General features: G+C 44.7%; 16 protein-coding genes. 6 read left to right on the top strand and 10 right to left on the bottom strand.

Annotated features, from left to right (window positions below):
* The first annotated feature begins 8 nt into the window (after positions 1–8).
* From LYZ37_RS05380 to LYZ37_RS05370, 3 genes are read left to right on the top strand one after another with little or no spacing between them, the layout of a single operon-like run.
* Positions 9–557 carry a primosomal replication protein gene (locus tag LYZ37_RS05380; RefSeq protein ID WP_272786790.1) on the top strand — a complete coding sequence of 183 codons (549 nt, stop codon included), beginning with the start codon at positions 9–11 and terminating at the stop codon, positions 555–557.
* Complete coding sequence (gene rsmS / locus LYZ37_RS05375) at positions 557–727, top strand: pleiotropic regulatory protein RsmS (RefSeq protein WP_272786789.1); 171 nt, start codon at positions 557–559, stop codon at positions 725–727. The genes LYZ37_RS05380 and rsmS overlap by 1 nt, the downstream gene beginning before the upstream one ends.
* Positions 715–1,848, top strand: coding sequence for a ribosomal protein uL16 3-hydroxylase (locus LYZ37_RS05370; RefSeq protein WP_272786788.1), 1,134 nt, complete (start codon positions 715–717; stop codon positions 1,846–1,848). The genes rsmS and LYZ37_RS05370 overlap by 13 nt, the downstream gene beginning before the upstream one ends.
* Before the next feature lie 84 nt (positions 1,849–1,932).
* Here LYZ37_RS05370 and LYZ37_RS05365 read toward each other — a convergent pair whose 3' ends face one another.
* A complete protein-coding gene (locus LYZ37_RS05365; protein ID WP_272786787.1) occupies positions 1,933–4,050 on the bottom strand; it encodes a methyl-accepting chemotaxis protein in 2,118 nt (705 codons plus the stop codon).
* 209 nt (positions 4,051–4,259) lie between these two features.
* On the opposite strand from LYZ37_RS05365, the gene xthA reads away from it, so the two are divergent.
* The gene (gene xthA / locus LYZ37_RS05360) at positions 4,260–5,066 is read left to right on the top strand and encodes an exodeoxyribonuclease III (RefSeq protein ID WP_272786786.1); all 807 of its coding nucleotides are present in this window, start codon (positions 4,260–4,262) and stop codon (positions 5,064–5,066) included.
* A gap of 277 nt (positions 5,067–5,343) precedes the next feature.
* On the opposite strand, the gene LYZ37_RS05355 is transcribed toward xthA, so the two are convergent.
* The 9 genes from LYZ37_RS05355 to LYZ37_RS05315 all read right to left on the bottom strand — a co-directional run bounded on the left by LYZ37_RS05355 (position 5,344) and on the right by LYZ37_RS05315 (position 24,306).
* Positions 5,344–5,646: a hypothetical protein gene (locus tag LYZ37_RS05355; protein ID WP_272786785.1), complete on the bottom strand. Its 303-nt coding sequence runs from the start codon at positions 5,644–5,646 to the stop codon at positions 5,344–5,346.
* Positions 5,643–14,585: a two-partner secretion domain-containing protein gene (locus tag LYZ37_RS05350; protein WP_272786784.1), complete on the bottom strand. Its 8,943-nt coding sequence runs from the start codon at positions 14,583–14,585 to the stop codon at positions 5,643–5,645. Before LYZ37_RS05350 ends, LYZ37_RS05355 begins: the two co-directional genes overlap by 4 nt.
* Positions 14,586–14,601: 16 nt before the next feature.
* Positions 14,602–16,281 (bottom strand): ShlB/FhaC/HecB family hemolysin secretion/activation protein, encoded by a 1,680-nt coding sequence (locus LYZ37_RS05345; protein WP_272786783.1) that lies wholly within the window; start codon positions 16,279–16,281, stop codon positions 14,602–14,604.
* Between the two features lie 484 nt (positions 16,282–16,765).
* A complete protein-coding gene (gene fabV / locus LYZ37_RS05340) occupies positions 16,766–17,968 on the bottom strand; it encodes an enoyl-ACP reductase FabV (protein ID WP_272786782.1) in 1,203 nt (400 codons plus the stop codon).
* Positions 17,969–18,145: 177 nt separating this feature from the next.
* Positions 18,146–20,437, bottom strand: a complete 2,292-nt coding sequence (locus tag LYZ37_RS05335; protein WP_272786781.1) for an acyl-CoA dehydrogenase — start codon at positions 20,435–20,437, stop codon at positions 18,146–18,148.
* A 69-nt stretch (positions 20,438–20,506) separates the two neighbouring features.
* On the bottom strand, positions 20,507–21,133 hold the full coding sequence (locus LYZ37_RS05330) for a TetR/AcrR family transcriptional regulator (RefSeq protein WP_004745809.1): 627 nt from the start codon (positions 21,131–21,133) through the stop codon (positions 20,507–20,509).
* 349 nt (positions 21,134–21,482) lie between these two features.
* Positions 21,483–21,887, bottom strand: coding sequence for a GtrA family protein (locus LYZ37_RS05325; RefSeq protein WP_272786780.1), 405 nt, complete (start codon positions 21,885–21,887; stop codon positions 21,483–21,485).
* On the bottom strand, positions 21,884–23,305 hold the full coding sequence (locus tag LYZ37_RS05320; RefSeq protein WP_272786779.1) for an ArnT family glycosyltransferase: 1,422 nt from the start codon (positions 23,303–23,305) through the stop codon (positions 21,884–21,886). The genes LYZ37_RS05325 and LYZ37_RS05320 overlap by 4 nt, the downstream gene beginning before the upstream one ends.
* Positions 23,302–24,306, bottom strand: coding sequence for a glycosyltransferase family 2 protein (locus tag LYZ37_RS05315; protein ID WP_171322738.1), 1,005 nt, complete (start codon positions 24,304–24,306; stop codon positions 23,302–23,304). Before LYZ37_RS05315 ends, LYZ37_RS05320 begins: the two co-directional genes overlap by 4 nt.
* 153 nt (positions 24,307–24,459) lie before the next feature.
* Here LYZ37_RS05315 and LYZ37_RS05310 point away from each other — a divergent pair, with 153 nt between their 5' ends.
* Positions 24,460–25,134, top strand: coding sequence for a response regulator transcription factor (locus LYZ37_RS05310; protein WP_171322736.1), 675 nt, complete (start codon positions 24,460–24,462; stop codon positions 25,132–25,134).
* Positions 25,134–26,396 carry a sensor histidine kinase gene (locus LYZ37_RS05305; protein ID WP_272786778.1) on the top strand — a complete coding sequence of 421 codons (1,263 nt, stop codon included), beginning with the start codon at positions 25,134–25,136 and terminating at the stop codon, positions 26,394–26,396. Before LYZ37_RS05310 ends, LYZ37_RS05305 begins: the two co-directional genes overlap by 1 nt.
* Positions 26,397–26,407 lie beyond the last annotated feature (11 nt).

The following is a 26,407-nucleotide window of genomic DNA, read 5'->3' as shown; positions in this document are numbered from 1 at the left end:
GCACATTTATGAGTAAAGTTAAGCAGTTACAATCAACGCTTGAACAACTCGCCATCAACGCTGCGGCTTTAGACCGACAGCGTGGTGAGCACCACCTTGCCCTTTTTGACGAGCGACTGTTTCGGTGTAAAGCCAAATTACTCGTTCCATGCGTCAAAGAAACTCAGTCGACTCTAGACAGTATCATTCGCGAAGAAGATGCAGGAAAGCTGACGGCTATGCGTGCCGAGTATCTGACTGAGCGTTTGCTCGCCCAGATGAGTGCTATTCAGCGTGAACTTGCCACCACAACTATTCGTAAAAACGAACCTAAACACAGCAGCTATTTCAGAAAGCCGATCAACGAGCTCTACCAACATTTGGCGCAGCACCAAGAATGGGAGCGACGCTTAATGGAGATGGTACGCGATAAAGAACTTGCGCTTCAATACGCGCCGCCATTTCAGCAACAATCTGCACAGCAGGCGCTAATGGCCACTGAGCAACGACTGCAACGCTGCCAAGAAGCCAAACTCAAAATAGAAAAGCAAATTACCTACAGAGAGAGAAATCAGTAATGTCTTCGTCGAACTCAGGATTAGACAACGCACCGGATGAAATCAAACTTGCGGTTGATCTTATCTACCTTTTAGAAAGCAATGAGGTTGATCCTAAAGTCGCACTCGAAGCCATCAAGATTGTTCAAGCAGATTTAGAAAGTAAGTTGGAGAGCTCATGTACCAACTAAGCTTTGATCTTGAGCATTTCCTCGCAGAGTTCTGGCACAAGAAACCAACGGTCATTAAGGCTGGACTTACCGACTTCATTGATCCTATTTCTCCTGATGAGTTAGCTGGCCTCGCAATGGAAGAAGAAGTGGATTCACGCTTCATCACCAATAAAAACAACAATTGGACAGCGCAACATGGGCCGTTTGCTGAATCTCATTTCGAATCTTTAGATGAGTCACATTGGCAGTTGGTCGTACAAGCGTGTAACCATTGGCACTTGGGTTCCGCTGAATTGATTAAACCTTTTAAATCGTTACCTAATTGGTTGTTTGATGACTTAATGGTCTGCTTCTCAGCACCTAAAGGGGGTGTTGGTCCCCATATCGACCAATACGATGTGTTCATTATTCAAGGTAGTGGTAAACGTCATTGGCGAGTTGGCGATAAAGACGTTGGCCAATACAAAGAGTCGATTCAAGCAGGTGCGTTAAGACAAATTGAAGGGTTTGATGCGATCATTGATGAGATTTTAGAGCCCGGCGACATTCTTTATATTCCACCTGGATTCCCTCATGAGGGAGACACGCTTGAACCAAGCATGAGCTACTCTATTGGCTATCGTTCACCGAAAGAACAAGAGCTACTCAGTAACTTTGCCGATTATATCTTGGCGCATGATATGGGCGATGTGCACCTACACAACCCAAATATGAAGCCTCAAGCCAGTTATGGCGAAATCTTATCTTCAGATACAGATTTGCTCGCTAACATGCTAAAGAACGCTTTAAGCTCTGACGCTGATATTAAGCAGTTCTTAGGCGCGATGCTCAGTCAATCTCGCCACCAGCTTGACGTTATTGAGCCAGAAGAGTTACTGACCGCATCAGAGATTTTCGAGCACCTTGATGCTTCGGGCACACTACGTAAAGTATCGGGAGTTCGCGCTTTATATCATCAGCAAGATGACAATAAAGCTTATATCAACGGTGAAACTTTCCAAGTCAGTGAGAAGTGGCTACTTGATGCGTTATGTAATCATGAACAAATCAACATTCACACTTTTTCTAACCTGACCGATGAGCAGGCTGTAAAACTTCTTACCGAGCTTGTCAACAAAGGCTACTGGTATCTCGATTAACTCGCTAATTGAAGCTAGGCACTGATACAAAAAGGGTTTCGTACAACGAAACCCTTTTTATTTTTAACGGTGAGAATCCATTATCTAGACTTTAAACTGATTCACCAACTGCTGCTGCTTATCAGACAAATCGGCAATTTGAGCACTAACCGTCTCTGACTCTTCAGCTTGAGTAAGGATTTGCGCGCTCAAATCTCGGATATTACTTACACTCTGGTTAACCTCTGCCGAAACGGACTGTTGCTCTTCAGCCGCCTTAACGATCTGAGTGTTCATATCATTGATCGATGCGATTGCTTCAAAGATCTGACCTAGCTCTTTCGCTGCATTTTGTACTTGCACAGCAGAATCATTGGCAAGATCGTTACCATCTTGAATCGCTTGAACCACATCTCGCGTGCCGTTTTGCACGTTTTCGATCACTTGTCTGATTTCACCAACGGATTCTTGAGTTCGGCTAGCAAGGTTACGAACTTCGTCAGCAACTACCGCAAAACCTCTTCCTTGTTCACCAGCCCTAGCAGCTTCAATAGCGGCATTAAGTGCAAGTAGGTTGGTTTGCTCAGATATACCCTCGATGACAGATAAGATCTCAGTAATATTGGCATTATTGGCCGCCAGTTCTTCCACAACGGGGACAGCGGCTGTCATGCGTTCGACCAAACGCATCATCTCCTGCTGAGATTTCTCAATCACGTCTTGACCAGTTGCAGCCGACTCGTTTGCCTTCTCAGCCTCTCGCACTGCCACTTCAGCATTTTGAACCACCAAGCCCGCCGTTTGAGTCATCTCTTCAGATGCCGTTGCCACTAAATCTACTTCTTTAAACTGCGAGTCGCTACTGGTGCGAGTTTGCTGCGCAGCAACTCGCGACTGTTGGGTTGTCGTTCCAACTTGAATCGTCGTATCAACAACTTCACTGATAATTGATTGCAGTTTGTCTAAGAAACGGTTGAAGCCTATCGCGAGCTGCCCTATTTCATCTTGCGACTTCACCTCTAAACGTTGGGTTAAGTCCCCTTCACCAGAGGCAATATCATCTAAGCGTACAACCACTTCTCGAATTGGCTTCACTAATCGCGAGGCAGAGAAGGCAATCGTAGCAAGACCAAGCACTACAAGCACAATACCTGCGATAAGCTCTGTCGCCACACTCGACTCGACTTGCTGGCTGATTATCTCATCGAGAGCCTCTGCATCTGCAAGCACACTAGAGCGAGGCAGATCAAATAGCACGCCCCAAGTCTGATTCGCGACCATAATTGGAGCAAAAACATTAAGCCACTGGCCATCTTCACTCCACTGTGTCTGAACAGATTGGCCAAACAATAGGTCAGTTAACTTATCCGGAGAAACAATATCACTCACAAATGGCTGGCCGACCGAACTAGATGGATTATCACTGGCGATCAATGAACCATCCAAACTGATCAGATTGACGTTACCACTACCGGAAAACAGCTGTTGATCAGAGTTAACGACAATCCCTGACAGACCATCTAATCGCAGGTCGATGCCAAAGAAACCAATTGTTGTATCATCAATCAAGAGTGGAATTGAAATTGAACTGGTTAAGAATGCCCCGCCATCTTGAGTGACTACTCTTGGCGTGGTAATACAGGTTTCACCCGACGCTAATGGACAGTAGAAACGCTCACTGTTGGTTGCGTCTTCTAATACGGCTTCAGATAAAACACTCGAAACAATGTTCTCACCGTTTTGCGCTGTCATCCAATATGGTGCAAATCGACCAATTTCATTGGAGCCAACATACTCAGCGTCAACATAGTTGCTATCTTCGTTATCAAGCATATTGGGCCTAAACACCAAGTAGGCACCTTGTACACTTTCAAAATCTATAACCGCTCTGCGTACCATCTCATCCAATGCGGTTCGTAGCTCCTCACTATCACCAAAGTTTTCTTCACTTAGGTTCTTTTGAAACATCACGCTCGATGCGAGCATCTCTGCTCGGTACAAAGCTTCATTTAGAAACTCTGAAACCTGCGTCGCATTAAGCAAAGCACGAGTCTCAACAATCTGTTCTGACTTGTCGATAACAGACTTTGAACTCTGCTGTTTGATCTGGTGTTGATTAGAAATCGCGTTATATACGGAAAAGCCAATCAAAGAAAGAGAAGTAACAAGCAGGCAAAAACCTGCGAGGAGTGTGATTTTCCACTGCACTGATAACGTTCGCATAATACATCCTTATAGCAAACTCGGTGTTTCAAATAGACAAATTAATTAGTAAGCATCATTGGAATTACACCATAAACAAAGTAGATATCAATCGAAAGTTTAAAAAAATGTTAATAACTGCTAAGTCGGTTCATCACCTTCGCCGCAAACGATAATTGGTGCTAGTATTGCCTTACAAAAATTCGAACAGCCACAAGCAAGGAACTGAAATGAAAGTTATTTCATTTAATATCAACGGTCTTCGTGCCCGCCTTCATCAACTACAAGCCGTGATCGATAAGCATCAACCTGACGTTATCGGCCTACAAGAAATCAAAGTTCACGACGAAGCCTTCCCCCTAGAAGATGTGGAAGCAATGGGTTACAAGGTGTACTTCCATGGGCAGAAAGCGCACTACGGCGTTGCCATGCTGTGTAAGAAAGAACCTATCTCAGTTCAAAAAGGTTTCCCAACCGATAACGAAGATCATCAAAAGCGTATGATCATGGTGACGTTAGAAGATGATAATGGTGAAAAAATCACTGTACTTAATGGCTACTTCCCACAAGGCGATAACATTAGCCACGAAACCAAGTTCCCGTATAAGCGTCAGTTCTATAAAGACTTAATGACTTACCTGAACGATCATCACAACAACGATGAGCAGCTTATCGTTATGGGCGACATTAACATCAGCCCGATTGACGCAGACATCGGCATTGGCGAACCAAACCGTAAGCGTTGGTTAAAAACCGGTAAGTGTTCGTTCCAACCGGAAGAGCGTGAATGGTTGAAGACACTATTAGACTGGGGCTTTGTCGACACTTTCCGTCAAATCAACCCAGATGTAAACGATCGTTTCTCATGGTTTGATTACCGCTCCAAAGGGTTCCCTGACAACCGCGGCCTACGTATCGATGTGGTTCTAGCCACTCCAAAACTTGCCGAGAAATGTATCGAATCAGATGTTGACTACGAATTACGTGGTATCGAAAAACCTTCTGATCACGCACCGATTTGGTCGACGTTTAAGTAGCGAGAAGCGAGAAGCGAGAAGCGAGAAGCGAGAAGCGAGAAGCGAGAAGCGAGAAGCGAGAAGCGAGAAGCGAGAAGCGAGAAGCGAGAAGCGAGAAGCGAGAAGCGAGAAGCGAGAAGCGAGAAAAATTAAAGGGTTGGCACTGTGTGTCAACCCTTTGTTTTTTATGTCACCCTCGAGAGGGAAGCACGACCGAGTTGGGGCTCTGTGGATGGATGATCTAATTCATGGAAGAGGGACGCCACTCGGATAAGTGATGTCTGAGTTCTCATATTCTTCAGTATTTGAAGCTTGTTTTCACCTCTTCACCAATTTGATAAGAGATCTGGAAAGACTTCCAGTTTTCACCTCTACTCAATGCACTACTTTTTAATTGCTTAACTAAATCATACAAAACAGCGCTGTTATAGTTCGTCTCAGCACTTGTTGATTGTTCACCATTGAGCTCTACTTCCAACTCGCTCTCCATGTAGCCTTCATATACTTCAACCTCGTATCGGAAAGAATCGTATCCATTAACAATACCTTCATCCAATAGCGAAAAAATATTTTTAACAATTTCTATATCTTTAGTGATCACTCAATAATCTCCGGGATTTTATTGGATTCATTTTCAAAGCTAACAGTTTTCTGTTTGCCATCAATCGTATACGTAACATCTAAGACATCAGGACGAATAGAACTAGGGTCACTACGAACGAATTTTATTGTAGTCGGTCCAACGACTTTGTTTGGATCGTCTAAAGCCTTTTTAATCTTATTTTCATAAAATACTTTGTATGCTGAGTTATTAAAATTTGAATCTTGGGGAAACAAATTATAACTATCACATGTTCCCCCTTGGCTGCATGCCTGTGCATGCCCACCTACGTCAGTAATCCGCCCTTTTTTACCTTCGGCAGTTTGTCGGCTGTCTCTAGGGATTTTCGTTTTACTCGGTGTAAAGACTAGCTCTTCTACATACCCTTCACTGTTAGTTTTGAATGAGCTGCCAGTATTTAGCTCGTAAACTACTTCTGGTTGCCTACTCTTCGGGTCATTCAAAATATCGTACTCTTTAGTTCCTTTAGTTGCATTATTTGTATCAACTTTAACTCGAGTTATTATTGGAGGTGCCTGACCTAACTTATTCGGATCCTGCCCTGAACCAACGCCATTCTGGTGAGTTTCTTCTCTCTTAACATATGTGCCGTTTTCATTAATCTTAGGCTTAAGTACACTACTTTCTCCTAATGTTGCGGTGTGTTGGTCAGAATAGTCATCATTGGCATTCTGACCTTTGTTTTTGCCGACTCTACTCGCGGCTTTCATTGCACGCTTAAAATCACCGCCACTTGAAGCAACAACATTGGTTAAAAGTTCAACCATTGCTACTGACATACCGGTACCGTCAGCTATGATTTTATTGGTCGCATTCTCTGCTAACAACTCAGAGTCACTAGTATGGTCATCTCGAGTGTAAACAAATTTGCCTTCTAACGTGCTCTCGTTATATGAAGAATGATAAGTTCCTGTTCCAATTGTCGTTTCGGAGTAGTTAAGCAATACCTGTTGAGCCGCTTGGTTATCTGCTCCTTCTTTTTCAAGTTGACTATAATAACTATGCTCATCACTCCCTACCGCGAACTCTTTCGCACAGTGAATCAATGCACAACCCGCAGCCAGTAATTCACGCTGTTTTGTGGAATCATCCCCTGCTAGTTTATTGATAATTGCCACTTCTTGATTATCCGGTAGACGATTCCACTTCGGCACATCATGTCGAAGTAAGCTGAACTCTTGCGTATTCTGCTCTATCGTTTTACTGCCCTTGGTGCCGTTTTGGGTGTTCCAACCCCCAAAGCCACCTTTTCCTAGATTGCTGAAGTTAAATGACAAGTAGCCTTCAACATCGTCACCCACTAGGTTTGAATACTCCTCGCGATTGGCGACGTAGTTTTCACCCTGATTATCAGGTGCATTCGCGGCATCGACCATGTGAGAAGATTCGTTGCCGACCGTATTCACCGCATCTTCTAAACGATAATGCTCACTATCGTCAATGTAAGCCACTCCATCAGCGAATAAACCTTTTTGACCAATGTCAGCCAGCTTGACTTGTGAAGAGTCAATACCAAATTCTGTTGCTATATGATTCACCAACGATTGATATGCTGACCTCTTTTGTTCTGGGGTCGCATTGGGGTCATTAAGAGTATTAGCATGCTCACTGCTCGCCTCATCGGTAAGGAACGCCTTAGTTGCATCAAAGTATTGATTCTTCTCACCTAAGCGAGCAAAGAATCCTGTCACACCTTCTTCATGATCACTTATCACCCCAACGCTATCTTTCGAAGCTGTTTCAACAACTGTTTCACCAATCATTCCAGTGCGCTCGACATCCTCAGCAATCTGATTTATTCCATCTTCGGTCAGCAGACGGTGATCAACCGTAACATCAAAATCCCCCTGCTTACGGTCAACAGTGAACAGATCCTTTTCTGTTTGTTCGGTGTCGCGATTTAGGCGTGAGGTGTCGTCGGAGTTTTCTGAGTCCGCGATGGTTAACTGACCTTGTCCTATGGTCGCTAGGGTTTTGGACTTGCTGTAACCCGACGTATTAGTGTACTGGTATGAGCTAGAATTGAACTTACTGTCATCTTTAGTCGGGTCGTTGTTATCTTTACTAGTGCTGCCATCATTTTGTCCCTGCAACTTCTGCTCTTCGGCTTTAAAGCTATAGCCAGCACTGATACCTACCGACTTATTTTGGCTGTAATTGGTATTAGACAAATCTGCATAGGTCAATGAATTAGTGGTTAAATTTAGTTTACCGCTATCTTGTCCATTCTCGTCTGTAGTCGAAATCAGCGCCCCTTTCACATCGGTATTATTTGCTACAGTGATGTCTGCGGAACCACCTGAAGTCAAACTAGTAAGCACAGTTTGCTTAGTACGTGTACGACCATTGGACGCGTTAATCCCTCCATTGGCTCCTGCTAGATCACCAGCTCCGTCCATATTTTTTAAAGTGCCTTGAGGCTGCTTCTCATTCTTTCCGGCAGTTTGACCACCTGTTAAAGAAATCCCACCACTTATGCCCATTCCTTTATGGCTAGAGCTATGCCGATCCTGTACGGAAGCAACATTCAAATCACCACCAACATCAACAGTCAAACTTTCATTAGCTGCGACTGTCGCCCCTTTAATATTGGTATCTTGAGTTGACGTAATGGTGATGTTGTCTGCATTGAGCTGACTATTGTTATGCGTTATGGAAGAGGAAGTACTCTGATTGCGATCATAGCTGGCATTCAAGTTAATCCCCGTTGTGGCCCCAAAAACGGTCATTGAAGCGCTTACAGAGCCAGATTTGTTCTCTGTTTTGTTCTGCTCGGTATTCTTCGAAGCAGTAATATTTACTTCATCGGCTGAGAGTTCAAGTTTGTCTTTCGCAGCCAGTCTCGAGCCCTGAATATTGGCTTGACTACCCTCAGCATTCCCAGCTTTTATTAGAACATTTTGACCAGAAAGATTTGATGCTATAGAAGTAGTTCCTTGTGTACTCGTACTCGTTTTACTAGCGTCTATATCAAGCTGTATACCTGCATTGAAACCCAAACAATAAGCACATGAGCTTGCACTCGTCGCTAGCGCTGCCGTTTGTTGATATAGGTTAGTCGTCTTCGAGACTACATCTTCAGTTGCAAGCGCCACGCCTGCCACATACCAAGCTTCATCGCTTTTAACTTCAGAGACTAAATCTTGAAGTTCTTCTATATCTTCATAAATCACACCCGGCTTTTTAGCTTTATACTCTTGTTCAAGCGTCGCTAAGGTCGTCTGTAGAGAATCAAGGTTCTTTTTGTACTGCTTATAGTCTTTCTTTGCTTGCTTAAGGTTATCGGTCGAGTCTTTTAGCGCTTTTGCTGCTTTAGCCACCTCAACAGCTTGGTGCTGGACCACTACACTGGCTTCTGCGGTTCCATGGATCTCTTCTCGTTGCTCACTGAACGTATCAACCGCTTCCTTAATCGTGATATCGTTGTTAGCCCTTAAGCTCAAATCACCATGGTTATTTTGATCAGCATCTGAAGCTAACTTAGAGCCTTCAACCATGATCGAGGACTCAGCATCGATAACGAGATTATTGTCCGCATTGACCAAGCTCCCTTTATGATTCAGTGCTTCACTTTGCTGCTTAACCTTGTCATATTTTGCATCTCCTAAAGATACTTTGAGCCTGCCGTCTTCTACGCTCACTCCCTCAAAACCGTCCCCCAAGCTAATCGCGACCTTTTCTTCACTTTGGAATGTCTTAGTCGTTTCTTTGGCAGCGAGGATTTCAACATCGCCCGTATCTGCGGTCAGGCTAACATTGTTGTCAGCATTCAGCTCAGAGCCAACGACTTTGACCGAACCACCGTTAACAGTAAGGCTACCGCCTGATTGAATTGAGCTTGATTGAGCCGTGGAGGTTTCTTCACCTTGGCGCTTTTTCTCCATCTCAAACAGATTGCCACCACTTAGGAATGACATTTTTTCATCCCACTGTTGGCTCTTCTTAAGCACGTCGCCCGCTGCAATCAACACGTCTTCTACCGCATTGAGGTTCACCTCTCCGCCACTGGTCACTTCACTGGCGATGACCCCAATATCTTTACCTGCGTTGATCGATGTATTACCTGAGTTAATCAGATAACTACTGTTCAACAAAGTGGCATCTTCAAGGGTGCCTTTATTGCGTTTGCTTAACCCACCAAAGCCTTTCTTGATGGTTTCATGGCGTTCAAACGTTTTGTATGTTTGGGCTGCGAGGTTGATATCGCCATCGGCGGATAACTCAACTTCACCACCTGCGTTTAGCTCGGAACCAATTATATGAATGTCACTTTCACCACCTGCCGTAATGACGGTATCAAGGTTTTGAGCTTTAATCCGTATGTCTTTGCCCGCTCGTATCGAGCTACCTTTGACTTGCTCTCGGTACGTTTCATTCGTTGTGGTTGAACTGCGACCGAAAGACTTCTTACTTACCGTCTGATCAAAATGATATTGGCTATCGTTAACCGCAAGGATAGACACATCCTCTTTGGCTGAAATATCGATTACATCTGTCGCCGAGACTAAGCTGCCCGATACAGTGACGTTGCCACCTGAATTCATAGAAACACTTGAACCGCTCAGAGATGAACCTTGGTGCTGAGTACTGCGATTAATGTCAGTACGATATGAATTCGATCTATGATCAGACTGTTCGTTTAACGCGGTCTGAATCGTGATATCGTTTTGGGCCTTGAGTGAAAGGTTTCCTGTTGCGCTGGCTTCACTTGCGGAGATAGTCAGGCTATTGCCTGAATCCAATTCTAGGTTCCCAACAGAAGTAATAGATGAAGCCAACTGCGTTGTATTACTCTCACTGACACGCCCGCGTCTAAAGCGAACATCGTAGCTTTGAGTATTTTCTTTTGAGTCAACGACAATGTTCTCGCCCGCTTTAATGATCGCGTTCCCTGTCGATGAAATAGTGGCAGCGCTATTTTCAACATTTTTCCCAACGTCAATAAGCAGTTCACCGTTTGATGTTACCCGCGCTGTTTTCCCTACGTCAGTAAATGTGCCCGAATTGTTCCCCAAACTCTCACTGGTTTTCGTCACCTTTGTCTCATTGATAAAGCTGCCATCGGTGCTACGAATCTCAATATCTTGGCCTAGAATATCCCCGCTGATATTAGTCACATCATTTTTTGCTTTGAGGGATACCGTCCCGTTACTAGCAATTTTCCCTCCAGTATTGGTGATTGAATCCCCACTATTGATGTCTAATGACTTATCTGCGATCAGAACTCCTGAGTTTTCTAAACTACCTCCATTAATATCAACATTTTCCGCGGCGATCAGAGCACCTGATTCGGTATGATTAAGCGTTGCATGCGCTAAATACAGCTTTGGTGCGAGTACTTTTTGACCGTTGACTTCAACTTCTTCATACCACACCATATTGCTAGTAAGCTGAGATATCTGTTCTGGGGTCAACGCGACACCAATCGATAAACCCAGCGCTTGCTTTTGGGCCCCTGCAGAATCCAAAAGCTGCTGCATTTGCTCAAGCTGGCTGCCTACTTCACGATTGAGGAACTGTTTTCCTGTTTGCTCAAATATAGCTTGGCTAATCAGTCGATTATCATAGAAAGCATCCCCTAGAAACTTGACGTTTTTCTCCGGATTAAATCCTACTTTAGATAGGAAGTAATCAGAGCCTAGGAACTCTTCCATGTTAGTGAGCGCCGGATTGGTCTCGATTAAATACTTTCCACGAGGATCCGGTGAATTGACGAATAATCCATTTGGGCTAGTGGGGAAGACAAATTTAGGGAAAGCAACACTGCTGGTGTCTAAGTAATTCACGTCATAGCCAGCAAAAGACGAAGTGTCTGAAGTTTGCTTTGGTTGAGACGCTGCTTTGGTTGGTGTTACCGCAGTTGCGTTAGCTTTGAGTGTCGAGTTATTGACCTTGTTAGTAACGTTGAGAGTTAAGCTGTTGGTCGCCGAGATTGAAGAAGATAGATGCTCATTTACTCCATTGTTTTCGGTACGCGATGAAGATAAATCAAATATGTTTTTGAAACTTTCACTCGGGTAAGAAAACGAATTAAAAGATTCACCACCGACAGTGCCGTACCTTAATTTGTATTTATAATATGTATCAACACTATAAAAGTCATAGCCTTTATTATCTAATAAGTTAGCTGATATTTTTACGATATTACCCGCTATCTGACTAGCATCGTTGAACACGTTAACAGCTGATATCGTTAGGTTTTTACTTGCAACAATCCGGCTTGCTGGCGATGCTGTTAGGAGAGAGGCTATAGCGCTATATACTTTAACCTCAAATTCTTTCCCAGACTGGGCAACCAGTACACTATGATGTTTCGCTTTATCTGTATTGTAACATTTGGTGTAACATTGGGTTTCTCGTTTATAGCTTGCGGCATGCGCAGTGCCATTTGCATTGAATTCGCTACCGAACTGAGACCTTTTATCTAGAAATGAAGTACTTGTCGTCTTCAGGGTACTACGAATATTTTTGATTGTACCCGTATAAATTCCAATATTCCCGCCCAAAGATTCAATCGTGCCCGAGCTATTCGTTACACTTGTATTTTTTTGTTTTTCGGAGTTGCGAGCAATCAATAAGTTGTTACCAACAACAATATCCGCAGTATTATGTAGGCTGTCTGAGTAAAGGTACGCGTTGTTTCCCACATAGATTACCCCTTGGTTATTAATTGCTCCCGCACTCGACAATGTTCCATCACCAAGTGCGACAATGCTACCTCGATTCACTAGTGACGATACTGTAAGGTTGAACGCGTCTAACGCCTGCAGTGTTCCAGCATTAGTTAGTTCATTCGCTGTTATGGTAGTCTTATTGCCCGATACAATTCCTGACGAAGCGTTGTTCAACTTTTGTTTCACATCGAGATGAGTATCGGAACCAGATTTAATCTGACCTTTGTTGCTCAAAGTATTGGAAGTAAGAGAAAGTGCTTTCCCTGCTAACAAATTGGCGTTGTTTGTTACATCTCCCGTGGCACTAATACGTAAATCACCTTGAGCAACTATGTCGCTTGAAGAGGTTAATGAGGCAACATCTATTTCTAGGCTTGCCTGACTGGCAATGGTTCCATTCTGCTCCACACTAGCGGCACTCTGGACGGAGATACTTCCGCCTTTTATTTGACCATTGTTGGTCAATACTTTTGTGTTGATAGAAGCATGCTCTGCAGATAACACTTGAGATGGAGCGGCAATTAGCACCTTTTCAGTTGACTCTATCTCGATCTGCTTTGCTTTAATCACACCGTCAGAATGAAGCTCTTTACCCTGTAAGAGTACTTTCCCCTGAGAGCTTATTGAGCCTGCAAGTTTCTGAGTATCACTTATCAGAGATAAATCACTATCCGCCGCAATTGAACCCGTTGCACTCTGCTTGAGGTCTTTGGCAGTTAAGGTTGCACTCCCTTGCGTCGATAACACACCATTCTGTTCTAAAGTGTGAGATTGAAGATTTAGGTGACTTTTAGCGGCTATCTTGGCGTCTTGTGCAATCGTTAATTTACTCACGCTGTGGGCAGAGACTGTGTCACCTGCAATCGTTGTCTGGATATGGGTGTTGTCCGATGACACAGCAACTCGATTAGCCTGTATCGAACCCGAACCTGCTAAGGTCATCTCTGCACCTGTGATATTCAGACTATTTTCTGAATGTACTTGACCATTATTCTTCAGTGAAGACACGCTAATCAAAGTCGCATGACGAGCTTTAATTCCACTATTCGAATCTAGACTTAACTGGTCAATCTCACTAGTAAACTCTCCGTGAGAAGACAGTTGACTTTCTTGCAAAATCAACTGTTTCGATTTGATTTTTAATACTGCGTTTTGGCTAGATGTGCCATTCTTGCTCAATCCGCTGATAAGATTACTCTTCTCTGCGATCGTACTTTGCTCGGCATCCAGTGAAACGACTTTACCACCTACGATGGTTGCATTCGTCAACTTGACGTTACTCGCCTTAGCAGAGTAGCGATTATCTGCCACTTGCTTGCCTGTGAGTTCAAGTTTATTCGTCCCCTGAACCACAATGTCACCCGCACTGTTAGCCGCAGCTAATTGGATTGTCCCATCTGCCGTTAGGACGATATCACCACCATTAGCGACTAAATTACCGACGTTAACACCGACACCATCTTCAGTAGCAACCAAAGAAATTCGACCGGCATACATACCACCAAGAGAAGAAGAATCTATCGCTAATTTGGGTTTATTCGAGACGCTGCCTGAAGACTTCTCTGACGCATTATTCGTTTGATACTCTACCTTGTTTACACCGGTTACCATGGACAAATCATTAGCATGAATATTGGCATTGATTTCCGCTGTACGGCTAATAATGTCGAAATACGTTTGACGAGTCGCATCTAGCCCTAGGCCTTCTATGGTGACACTGCCTTCAGCAACATCAAATCCACTCACCAAGCCATTTTGAATGTCTGGAGTACCCGTTGATAAGGTGACTCGAGGCGTATTGATAAACCCGCATCCATCACATGATATCCCGTATGGGTTGGCTAAAATTACATTCGCCTGTTGACCAAATACCTCGGTATAACCTTCTAGTTGGCTTCGGTTTGCACCCGTCACTTCATTCAGTATGACATTGGCAGCCTGCCCCTTGAGGTTAGGGTTGTTTTGAAGTAATCCACCGAGTTGAGATTGCGCGAGCTGAGCAGTCGAGTTGTTTAAGATCAGTCCAGAAGGATCAACATTGAACTGCTGATATTTGTTGTGAGATAGACCTTGGTTATTCGGAGTAGCAATGTTGATGACTTCAACACCATTACCTGCAGCAGTTTTACTTGTGTTTCCTGAATTATCGTCGATGACCACGTTGGCAAAAACAGGTTGCAGAGTAATCACACCACATAAAGCATACGTCAGGCACACCTTGCCTAAAGTGAGTTTCTTATTCATTTAGCCAGCCTGTATTTTATATTTTTAAGTCAATTCGGTAGTACACAACAAAGTCGTCTTTTTTTAGCCTTGAAGGCGCAGCGATAGGCAACCCCAATGTGAAGGAGCTAGACGCGTGTTTTTGTGATGTTCTTAAGGCGAAGCTGGAACCCATCAAAGAGCCACCTTCGTATTGATCTTCTGAGTCCTCGGCAATGCTACCCGTGTCAACGGCTACCTGAGCAGAAATGGCACCAACGTATGGCCACTGCCCAATTTGATAAGTCACATCGTTACGCCAGTAATAGCCCTCATCTCCAGAAAGTGAAGTCCCTTTGTATCCACGCACTGAGTATTCGCCACCAATACTCACTCTCTCACTGCCATACAAGGTGTCATTGGTCCATTGGCCAAACAGTGTTGAAATCAGGGTCAGTTTAGGTGTAAACGGGTAGGTATAGCTGCCTGTCAGCATGCCTTTACGAAACTGTGCTTTAGCAACACTAGGATCACTGGATAGGTTTTCTTCGCCTCCAAACCAATCCGTTCCTATCGAGATATTTGGAGAGACAGTCAAAAAGCCCCCTCCGACTCGAGTACTGTGCTCCCAAGCAAGGCTTAACATTGACAAATTACGAGAACTCGCCTCGACTAAGTTACCCAGAATATAGTTCTTTTCACGACGATGACTCGCTGTGAGTTTTAGCGCTGATTTACTGGTGCCATCTCGAAAAAATAACCATTTTGAGTCTAAGTAGTGGTTATTGGTTTTTCCTGAAGAGTCAAAAGTAAAGCCTGAGTTTGTAAATGTTGTTTTGTAGGTGCTATAAGATGTTCTGTAGCCAACATTCCAATAACCTATTGGAACATCGACACCTAGATACAAACTATCAGACTGTTTAGAATCAACAAAAGCCGCGCTCTGAGTCGCTGACAGCGTCCATTTATCCAGCCACTTAAAGAAGTTTTCCCCCGACAGATTAATTGCTATCTGCTCTTCACCGGTGGACTTTTGACCGCTATTACTGAATCCTCCTCCTATAGAGCCCAACTGCCCCTCTGCCGTCTGAAGATCGACCACAGAGTACCCCTGCTTAGAAGAAGGTAGTAACTTGATAGTCGCATTGTAACGGGATAAACGGTTGATCTGATCGAGCCCTTGTTCAATGCCCCTTAGGTTTAATACTGTATCTGCAATCATGGGAAACGCCATCTTTAGCCACTGACGTTCTTCCCCATTCCAAAGTACTTTTTCAACTTTACCTTCCAATATCACAATGTTCAGTACACCACTGGAAAGGTCTTGAGGTGTCATGAAAGCTCGCGACGTCACGTAACCCGCTTCAATATAGTGATTGGAGATGAGCCTCAGGTATTCATTAATCTGGGTAAGCGTAATACAACCAGGTTTAAACTCGGAGATACTCTTTAGTGTGCTGTTGTCATAAATCTTATTTCCCGAGAACGTGATTGCTTCGATTTGTACACATGTACTGTCGGCTTCAAACTCTGGGTCAGGGATGACCTGCGAGGGAATAAGTTTCTGGAGCGATTCGTTGCTTTCGTTTAAGGACTCAAGACGTTCTTGCTGTTGCCTTTCTATGTCTTGAGTCGCTAAAGGCCCTAAAGGCGTATTGGCGACAGCAAGCTTAGCCCAAAGCAAATAAACAAAAATACACAGAATATTAGAGAGTTTTAACGGACGTATATACTGCATACGAAAACACCACCAGAACAATAATGAGATTCCTATCCCAAATATTTATAAATTTGAGACAATAATTACCATACATAAGAATACTGATATACATGAAATACATTTACAGCACCAATACTTTGGCAACGTCACGAAAATGACCACTAATTAAGGTGTAATTTATCAATTAAAAAGAGCTGGAGAGCTGGAGAGCTGGAGAGCTGGAGAGCTGGAGAGCTGGAGAGCTGGAGAGCTGGAGAGCTGGAGAGCTGGAGAGCTGGAGCTGGAGCTGGAGAGCTGGAGAGCTGGAGAGCTGGAGAGCTGGAGAGCTGGAGAGCTGGAGAGCTGGAGAGCTGGAGAGCTGGAGAGCTGGAGAGCTGGAGAAAAATTAAAAGGGTTGGCACTATGTGTCAACCCTTTGTTTTATTTCATGTAACTAGAAACTAACACTTCTAGTTTTCCAGAAGCGAAGCGGTCTAGACTCTCGGAGCGCAGCGTTCCAGATTTAGATCGCAATAAAATCTGCTTTGTAGTCTGGGTTTACGTCAGCTTCGTAATCTACGCCTTCAACACCAAAGCCGAATAGCTTCAAGAACTCTTCTTTGTACTCTACGTAGTCAGTTAGCTCTTTTAGGTTTTCAGATGTGATTTGTGGCCATAGGTCACGACAGTGTTGCTGGATGTCATCACGTAGTTCCCAGTCATCTAGACGTAGACGGTTTTTGTCATCCACTTGTGGTGCACTACCGTCTTCTTTGTATAGACGCTCACTGAACATACGGAAGATCTGTTCCATACAGCCTTCATGTACGCCTTCAGCACGCATCTTCTTAAATACCATCGCGATGTATAGTGGCATTACAGGAATAGCAGAACTTGCTTGAGTTACAACAGACTTAAGTACTGCAACATTCGCCGCACCACCTGTTGCCGAAAGCTTGTCGTTAAGAGCCGTTGCAGCGCGGTCTAGGTCCATCTTCGCTTTACCTAGTGCACCATCCCAGTAGATTGGCCAAGTCAGTTCAGTACCAATGTAGCTGTATGCAACCGTCTTACAACCGTCAGCCAATACGCCTGCTTCAGATAGCGCGTTGATCCAAAGTTCCCAATCTTCACCGCCCATTACAGTAACAGTGTCTTTGATTTCTTCTTCAGTTGCCGGTTCTACGCTCGCTTCGATGATCACGTCTTTGTTGGTATCAACCGCTGTAGAAGTGTAAGTATCACCGATAGGCTTAAGTGATGAACGGATTAGTTCACCGGTTTCTGGCAGCTTACGTACTGGAGAAGCCAGTGAGTAAACAACCATGTCGATCTGACCAAGGTCTTCTTTGATCAATTCGATTGTCTTTTCTTTCGCTTCGTTAGAGAACGCATCGCCATTTAGACTCTTTGCGTATAAACCTTCTTCACGAGCAAGCTTTTCAAACGCTACAGAGTTGTAGAAACCCGCTGTGCCAGGTTTTTTCTCTGTGCCTTCTTTCTCGAAGAAAACACCGATAGTTGAAGCACCGCCACCAAATGCCGCAGCGATACGAGAAGATAGACCGTAGCCACTTGAAGCACCAACAACAAGTACACGCTTAGGTGCATCTTTGATCGGGCCTTGCGCTTTTGTGTAAGCAATTTGTTCTTTTACGTTAGCTTCACAACCCACTGGATGCGTTGTAGTACAGATAAATCCACGAATTCTAGGTTTGATGATCATATTCAACTTCCTTTAAAAAACCTCGCTAGGATAAAAGGTTCATCTGAAGATCGCATCTAATTTCTGTAAAAATGTCGCGAAAATGTAAGTGGTTGGAGCACTTTCAGCGGCTATCGAGATCTTTAGCAAAAAAGAAAGGCACCATCAGGTGCCTTTCTTATCTTTATTGTTACTTTGCTAAGCTGCAGTATTTAGCTTAGCTTTGCCCTTTTTTGGCTTACCATTGGTGTGAATCGCGCTAAAGTCATGGCTAAAGTGGTCCACTTGAATCGCTTTATAGCGAAGCTTGTCTGCCGCGACAATCTGATCTACTTCTTCCTGAGTTAGGACATCCGCTTCTAGTGCCTGTGCTAATCGGTCTGCCAGCAACCCTTTACGAGCAACCTTACCTTCCTTCGCCGCACGCATTAGCTTACGCTCCAGACCCTTAATGTCGTACATCGCTAAGAATGCCGTCTCCATCAGGCCAACACTGTCATTCTCATCTTTGCCAACGTAGCAAAGGTTAGTCAAGCGATCGCGCTGCGCACCCGGAGTCATCAATGCTTCCGCTAGTTTCACCGTTAAATCATCACTAGGCTTCGCAAAATGGTTACCCAACGGGAAGATAAGCACTTTCAATAAACGCCCTACTGCTTTCTGAGGATAGTTAGTGAAGGCTTCTTGCAATGCATTTGCCGCATTGTATAAACAGTGCTGAACAGCATAGTGAACAAAGTCTAGATCTTGTTGCTGACGACCTTCATCCTCATATTTCTTAAGTGCTGCTGAAGCCATATATAGATACGCAAGCACATCACCTAAGCGAGCAGAAATCATCTCTTTACGTTTCAGATCTCCACCTAGTGTTGCCATGGCAATATCAGCACTCACTGCAAGCGCACGGCTTAAGCGAGTCATCTCTTTGTAGTACTTCTGAGTCGCACCGCTCATGTCGGCTTTGATAAAACGGGAACCTGTCAACGCCGCACCAAACGCACCGAAGGTATTACCCATTGCATGTTTGATATGCTTAAACAGCAAGTCATCAAACTCTTTCGCACCTTGCTTGTCATCAGGATTTGCTGCCGCTTCCATCTCTTTAAGTACGTATGGGTGACAACGTGTTGCACCTTGCCCAAAGATCATCAAGTTACGAGTAAGAATGTTGGCACCTTCTACCGTAATCGCTACCGGAATACCCAAGTATGGCGATGCCAAGTAGTTCATTGGGCCATCTTGAATTGCACGACCAGAGTGAATATCCATTGAGTCATTAAGAATGGTACGGGCCATCTCTGTCATATGGTATTTAGCGATCGCGGTGACAATGCCCGGTTTCTCTTTAAGATCGAGAGAGGTTGTCGTCAGGGTTCGACTTGCTTCTAGTAGGTAAGTTAAACCACCAATTCGCCCAAGCGATTCTGCTACCCCTTCAAACTTACCAATCGACATACCAAATTGTTTACGAACATACGCATAAGCACCTGTCGTACGTGAAGTTAGGTGACCAACCGCAGTGCCCAATGCCGGAAGTGAAATACCACGACCTGCTGATAGACACTCAACGAGCATACGCCAACCTTTACCGGCGTAGTCCTGACCACCGATCAGCCAGTCCATTGGAATGAAGACATCTTTACCAAAGGTTGGGCCGTTCATAAATGCTAACCCTAGTGGGTCATGGCGCTCACCGTTTTCAACACCTTTATGATCTGCTGGGATAAGAGCACAGGTGATACCTAGTTCTTTCTTGTCACCCATCAAACCATCTGGATCGTACATCTTGAACGCTAAGCCAAGAACAGTCGCAACCGGTGCTAGTGTAATGTAGCGCTTGTTCCAGTTGATACGAACACCTAAGACTTCTTTACCTTCATGCTCGCCGTAACAAACAATACCTTCATCTGGAATACCACCAGCATCAGAGCCCGCTTCTGGGCCAGTAAGCGCAAAACATGGAATATCGGTACCATCCGCTAGGCGAGGCAACCAGTAATCTTTTTGTTCCTGAGTACCGTAGTGTGACAGAAGCTCACCAGGACCTAACGAGTTTGGCACCATCACACAAACCGCTGCACTGATACTACGGGTCGCAATTCGCGTTACAATTGTTGAGTTCGCCAGTGATGAAAACTCACGACCACCGTACTCTTTTGAAATGATCAAAGAGAAGAAGCGCTCTTTACGCAGGTACTGCCAAACTTCAGGTGGCAAATCGCGATCTTCTTTTACGATCTTATGGTCATCGAGCATAGCTAGCAGAGTTTCTAGCTCGTTATCCATAAACGACTGCTCTTCAGCCGTTAGGGTTGGCTTCGGATAATGGTGAAGCTTAGTGAAGTCAGGACGACCAGAGAAAAGCTCTCCATCCCACCAAACACTACCCGCTTCCATTGCTTCCTTTTCAGTGCTCGATAGTGGTGGCAGCACTTTTTTAAACATTTTAAAAGCTGGGTCACTTACCCATTTTCTTCTTAGAGAGCCCATAATCAGATCCTTTTGTTCACTATTTAGTGGTCCAATATTTTTGTTATTTGTAGGTACTAGTTAAAACTTCTATTCTGCAGCGACGCCTGCTGCTAAGAATGGAATCAGTTGGTCAACAACGGATTTGGCATCCATTGCTTTTCCGTAATCATTTTCTGCAATCTCAAGTAGCGCTTGGCTTGAAGCCATTGTGAAAACACAAGTTCCGAGCGTGAAATGTAAACGCCAGAACAACTCTTCTTGAGTGAGCTTCGGATTCGCTTTCATTACCGATTCAGTAAACAGAGATAATGCATCCGAATAACGAGTGGTGATAAACCAACGTAAATGGCCCTGCACATCGGTGTAACCACGACCGATTAATAGCATAAAACGACTGGTTCCATTTGGCCGTACATCATTTAGATTACGTAGCGGACCGCGTAGAGACTCAAACACGTCAGCCATCTCAAAACTTTCATTTAGGTTGAGGTTAATCAATGCATCTTGAACAGCTGGCATAAATGCTTCGAGGTATCGATCCAACACCGCTCTCACCAAGGTTTTCTTATCACCAAAGTGATAGTTAACCGACGCTAAATTCACACCCGCTTTACTGGTAATAGTGCGTAGAGAGGTATCTTTAAAGCCATGTTCTGCAAACAGCGCTTCTGCTACATCAAGAATTTTCTCTTTGGTGGAGTTTCTACTTGCCATTTTAATCACTCGTATTAAACAACTGTTTGAAAATATACATCCGAAACAACAAAGCAACAAGCTGTTAACATCACATTTTTATAGATTGGTCTGACCACCATGTCTGAATTGGGTTCTAAGCGCTTGAAAGAAGAAAATTAAATATTTTTTGAAAAAAGTTGGAACTGTTTTGAAAACGCCCGGTCTGAATAAGTGTAGTTAGCAGAGCATTCGAGGGTTTGGACAACCCACTAAGTTTACAGGCCGTCAAACTTGTTTTCTTACTGAAGCTACTAATTTACGCTGCTTTTTCTTATTAACTCCTATGTTTATTTGTATCCGCCCAGAGCCTGATTGCTCTGGGCTTTTTTTATTCTGCGCGTTTAATACCAACCTGAGCAAAAACCCAACGAGAACTTAGCAAGTAATTACTCACCATCCCTACCAGTACCCCAGCAACTAAGGCGATGACTGGCCCAAGTCCTACTTCTCCTAAAACAGACGACATCAGCTTAAACACCAAGAAGTTTGGCAAGGCAGAAATGCTGGCTCCACACATAAACTTGATCCATTGCTGAGCCACTTTTTGTTCTGTGTTTTGAAAAGTGAAGATGCGATTACCAAACCATGTCACCGTCGCGGCGCACACAAACGCAATTGCACGGGCAACCATAATTGGCGTGTCTGCCAGATAAAACAGAGCTGAAAAAACCAATGCATCGGCGATAAAGCCGATGCATCCAATCATTGCAAAGCGAAACAGCTTGTTGTTCATGACTGTTGACCGCAACGATACAATGAGCGACGACTCTTGGCGGTAAACTCGATAATGCAGCTTAACTGCTTTTCTTTAACCAGTTTATCTACTGCATTGCGTTCACCAATCAGCTGCACCTGAGACAAGGAATTAAGTTCCGACTCATCACTGAGTAACTTCGCCTGACCAGAACTGTAGAACTGACCAGAGAAAGGACGTGAGCCAACATAGTAGGTAGCAACGTCAGGCTGAGCCATTCTAAGAATGACTTTGTCGCTACGTTTATCCCCGACATCTAAGTGAATAAATCCGACTGCAATCACCAGTAACGCGGGTACGATACTCGCGGTGACCTTAAACCACTTTTTATCTTGTTTTAGATCTGAAACCAGAATCGCCATCAACAAACCAATCGCTGGCACGCCCGGAAGCACATAAGCGGGCAGAATGTTTCCAGAGAAGGTAAATAGAACCAAAGGCGCTATCATCCAAAACAGTAAGAAGCTAACAATGCCATTTTTAGGTTTGATCGTTGATTTCAAACTGCGACGTTTTTTCCACAGCAAAACCGGCAACACAATTGACCAAGGCGCAGCGGAATATAGCCAGAACAACCAAATAGTGCCGCGAACTTCATTGTGTGCAGTCCCGTAAAGATCGCCCTCCCAACCACTAACTAGAAAGCGCTTAAAATGCTCACCTACGATGAAATAATCGATAAAGCCCGGAGTTGCACGTTCTGCCAACACATACCAAGGTAAGGCAATGATTAGCATCAGCAGTGTCCCTGTTGCGATCGGGAAACGCTGCCAAAGCACTTTTAGCGCCTGAGTGAAACCATGCTGCAAAACAAGCCAAGGCACGACAGCAAGCCCCATTAACACAATCACAAGCGGCCCTTTAGCCAATAAGCCGATCGCTAAGCCGACAAAACCAATGTAGCCCCATCCCCTATTGGGCTTATCTTCCTCATAGCTAAGCCAGCATAAATAGAAACCAAGCATAGCGATGGTCATGCCTAGGGTTAGCGCCATATCCGTCATTACCGCTCCTGCAGCGATAGAGAAGATCCCACAGGTTGCCAAGACCAGCGCCGTGATTAAGCCGCTGTAGCCTACCCGCTTGGCAAACAGTCCAATAAACAGCAAAATCACTACGCCTGCTATCCAATGGGGAACTCGAACAGCAAACTCGTTGATACCGAACGTTTCGATACCCACTGCACTCATCCATGTAAACAAGGGCGGCTTACCCCAGAAAGGCACGCCATAGTCAAATTGAGGCGTGATCCAGTTGCCCGTCTCAATCATTAACCGCGCCATTTCACCGTATCTGGCTTCGGTGGTATCCATGAGTGGGTAAGCGCCTAAAGTCAGCAGTCGAATCAAGAGTGCCGCGCCTAAAATCGCCCATAAGTGAACTCGGTTAAAACTCACGCTCGTTTCTCCGTTTTATGTACTTGTTGCCTTGCTTGTTTTTCACTGACCGACTGCACTAGATAGAGTGGTCTTTGTTTGGTTTCAATGAAGATTCGACCAATGTATTCGCCCAATACACCAATACTGAGAAGCTGAATGCCTCCTAATGCCAATTGCACAACCATCATTGACGGATAACCGGTGACAGGATCACCAAATAGCAGCGTCTTAATCACGATCATCACGCCATAGATAAATGCTCCCCCTGCAATTAAGCTTCCAAGCACTGTGGCAAGTCTAAGAGGTCTAATCGAGAAAGAGGTAATGCCATCGACGGCTAAACCGATAAGCTTGAGATAGTTCCATTTCGTTTCGCCGCTAAATCGTGCATCGCGTTGAAACTGAATCGTTGCTTGTTTGAATCCCGGCCAAGCGAAGATCCCTTTCATGTAACGATTTCGCTCTGGGAGGCGATTAATATGGTCGACGACTTCTCTTGAAAGAAGGCGAAAATCTCCGACATTTTCAGGGATCTCAGATTTGACCATTGAATTGAGAAGGCGATAAAACACAGCTGCGGATTGACGTTTAAACCACGTCTCGCCAAGCCTTTCCGCTCTTTGCATATTAACGACGTCGTAGCCCTCGCGCCATTTATCTAGCATTTGAGGAACAAGCTCAGGCGGATCTTGAAGATCGGAGTCAATGATAATTACCGCTAAACCATGACAGTGCTCTAGCCCTGCACTCATGGCCGCTTCTTTACCAAAGTTACGGCTTAGCGAAACACTGTGAATCGTAGAAGAATGACTGGTGAAGCTTTCCACAATCGCTAAGCTATTGTCTGTGCTACCATCATCGATGTAGATGATCTCACAAGTGTCGGCCAAGCTGTCTAAAACTGAACTTAAACGTTGGTGCAGTTCAGGCAGTACCTCTTGCTCGTTGAAGTAAGGGACAACAACGCTAAGAGTGACTGATGACTGAGTATGACGTGGCACTGAGGTTACAATACCCATATGGCCCCCTATTTGGGTTAGATTCTCAAACGCAGCTCAAATGAACTGCTGTATTACGATCGAATCTATCAGCGAGGGTGTGAAAAGCTTGTTGTTCACGTTTTTTTCACAGCGCCATTGAGATCATAAAGCCCCATTAAATGAGAGTGTGCGATGAACAGAGTATTACTGGTTGAAGATAACCGAGAGGTTGCGGGTATCTTGTTTGATTACTTCGAATGTGAAGGAATGGAACTCGATTACGCAGACAACGGCGAACTGGGTCTACAACTGGCACTGGAAGGCACTTTTGACTTAATACTGCTCGACCTCATGCTGCCGAGAATGGATGGTCTGACCGTGTGTAACAAGCTAAGAGACGCTGGCGTTAACACCCCCGTACTAATGCTGACTGCACTCGATAATCGTGATGATATGCTTAACGGCTTTAAACATGGCGCCGATGATTATCTGACGAAACCGTTTGATTTAGAGATTCTTGAAGCGCGCATCCACGCCTTGATTAAACGTTACAAGGGCCAAGTCGCTAGCTCCGTTTTGCAATTTGGCAGTTTGAAGATCGACCAAAAAACTCGCCAAGCTTATCGCCAAGACAAGCTATTGGCTTTAAACCCAACCACTTACACGATTCTAGAGATGCTTTGTCAGCGCGCCCCAGAGGTGGTGACTCGACAAGAGGTCTCCGAAAAGCTGTGGCAAGAAAGCGAACCCAACAATGATGTACTGCGCAGCCATATTTATCAGCTACGTAACCAACTCGATAAGCCTTTTCATGCGCCGATGTTAACCACTATCCCTAAAATTGGCTTTCGCTTAGAGGACATCTGATGCCAGACGGTTTTCTATCTAATACGCAAACGCTCACAGGAAGACTCGCGGTATTTTTTACTGGCATGTCCTGCGTTATCGGGATCGTTACCTTTGTCATCTTCTACCTTGCGTTGCAATGGTCGGAAGATCGCGTGGGTGAAAGGCGTATTCTTATCGACCGCGATAGTGCTGTTGAACGTTTTCTTGCCGGAGAGCAGGGAAAAATCCGTCTCGACTCTCTAACTGTTGCCTACAACGACGCAGATTTGGTCCCCCAAGAATACCGCGGTTATGTTGATAACCACGAGACCTTCCTCGGCGAAGTTGGATCCCTGTTCTCTCCGCACGGGCATATGATCTATAAAGGATACTATTCAGACAGTGGCGAGCAAAAAACCATCGTACTGCTCTCTTTGATCGACAAAGTCGAGTTTGGTAACGAGGAAATCCTTTATTCAGGCATCATCGTCATCAGCTTTGTGTCTCTGCTGATGTTTACCTTTGGCGCGCTGTTGTTTCGCCTGTCTAGGCGCTTGATTGAACCCGTTAATGACATCACTAAACAGCTCAATGAGCTGTCAGGTGACACTACTAAAGCCTTTGCAATACATCAGGAAGCCGCCGAAGAGTTCCAACTACTGACGACCCACCTTAATCAATATCGCAATGAACTTAACCTTGCCTTAAAGCGTGAACAAGCTTTCGCTCGTTATGCTAGTCATGAACTGAGAACGCCACTTACTGTGGTAAAAGGGGCAAATAAACTCCTTACGCGCTCTAAACCTGATGAGTTTCAGCATCGACAGATCTCGCGTATCGAAGACGCGACGTTAGAGATGATCACTATGGTTGACGCTTTGCTCTCTATCGTACGCTACGAACGCAATGTCGACGATGCGCCGCTGAGGGATATCGAGCATGAAGAGATCAACAAAGTCGTCACGGCCAACAAGGTACATGCTGCAGAAAAAGATCTCGACATCAATGTGAGCTTCCTTTCGCAGCCTAAGCTAAGAGCAACTCCCGCAGTTCTAAACATGGTGCTGGGCAACCTAGTTCGTAATGCCATTGCCGCCTCTGATCATGGCAGAATCGATATCGAGGTTTCATCCGAGCATATTAAGGTGATTGACGATGGTCCGGGGCTCACGGACTCCCCAGACTCAGAAGGACATGGACTTGGGTTGCTAATCGTCGACGACCTCTGTCGACGCTACCAATGGCACTTTGAACTGACCAATCATCAAAACCGCGGTTGTTGCGCCACTATAAAATTTTGATCTAGATTGAT

Origin of the sequence: Vibrio tubiashii (assembly GCF_028551255.1) — a bacterium.
GTDB lineage: Bacteria > Pseudomonadota > Gammaproteobacteria > Enterobacterales > Vibrionaceae > Vibrio > Vibrio tubiashii_B.
Note: the sequence above shows the minus strand (reverse complement) of the source record. Positions and strands in the feature narration are given on the sequence as shown.

Coding starts and splice junctions, on each gene's coding strand:
- LYZ37_RS05380 (WP_272786790.1), top strand. CDS start 9: ATGAGTAAAGTTAAGCAGTTACAATCAACGCTTGAACAACTCGCCATC.
- rsmS (WP_272786789.1), top strand. CDS start 557: ATGTCTTCGTCGAACTCAGGATTAGACAACGCACCGGATGAAATCAAA.
- LYZ37_RS05370 (WP_272786788.1), top strand. CDS start 715: ATGTACCAACTAAGCTTTGATCTTGAGCATTTCCTCGCAGAGTTCTGG.
- LYZ37_RS05365 (WP_272786787.1), bottom strand. CDS start 4,050: ATGCGAACGTTATCAGTGCAGTGGAAAATCACACTCCTCGCAGGTTTT.
- xthA (WP_272786786.1), top strand. CDS start 4,260: ATGAAAGTTATTTCATTTAATATCAACGGTCTTCGTGCCCGCCTTCAT.
- LYZ37_RS05350 (WP_272786784.1), bottom strand. CDS start 14,585: ATGAATAAGAAACTCACTTTAGGCAAGGTGTGCCTGACGTATGCTTTA.
- LYZ37_RS05345 (WP_272786783.1), bottom strand. CDS start 16,281: ATGCAGTATATACGTCCGTTAAAACTCTCTAATATTCTGTGTATTTTT.
- fabV (WP_272786782.1), bottom strand. CDS start 17,968: ATGATCATCAAACCTAGAATTCGTGGATTTATCTGTACTACAACGCAT.
- LYZ37_RS05335 (WP_272786781.1), bottom strand. CDS start 20,437: ATGGGCTCTCTAAGAAGAAAATGGGTAAGTGACCCAGCTTTTAAAATG.
- LYZ37_RS05330 (WP_004745809.1), bottom strand. CDS start 21,133: ATGGCAAGTAGAAACTCCACCAAAGAGAAAATTCTTGATGTAGCAGAA.
- LYZ37_RS05325 (WP_272786780.1), bottom strand. CDS start 21,887: ATGAACAACAAGCTGTTTCGCTTTGCAATGATTGGATGCATCGGCTTT.
- LYZ37_RS05315 (WP_171322738.1), bottom strand. CDS start 24,306: ATGGGTATTGTAACCTCAGTGCCACGTCATACTCAGTCATCAGTCACT.
- LYZ37_RS05310 (WP_171322736.1), top strand. CDS start 24,460: ATGAACAGAGTATTACTGGTTGAAGATAACCGAGAGGTTGCGGGTATC.
- LYZ37_RS05305 (WP_272786778.1), top strand. CDS start 25,134: ATGCCAGACGGTTTTCTATCTAATACGCAAACGCTCACAGGAAGACTC.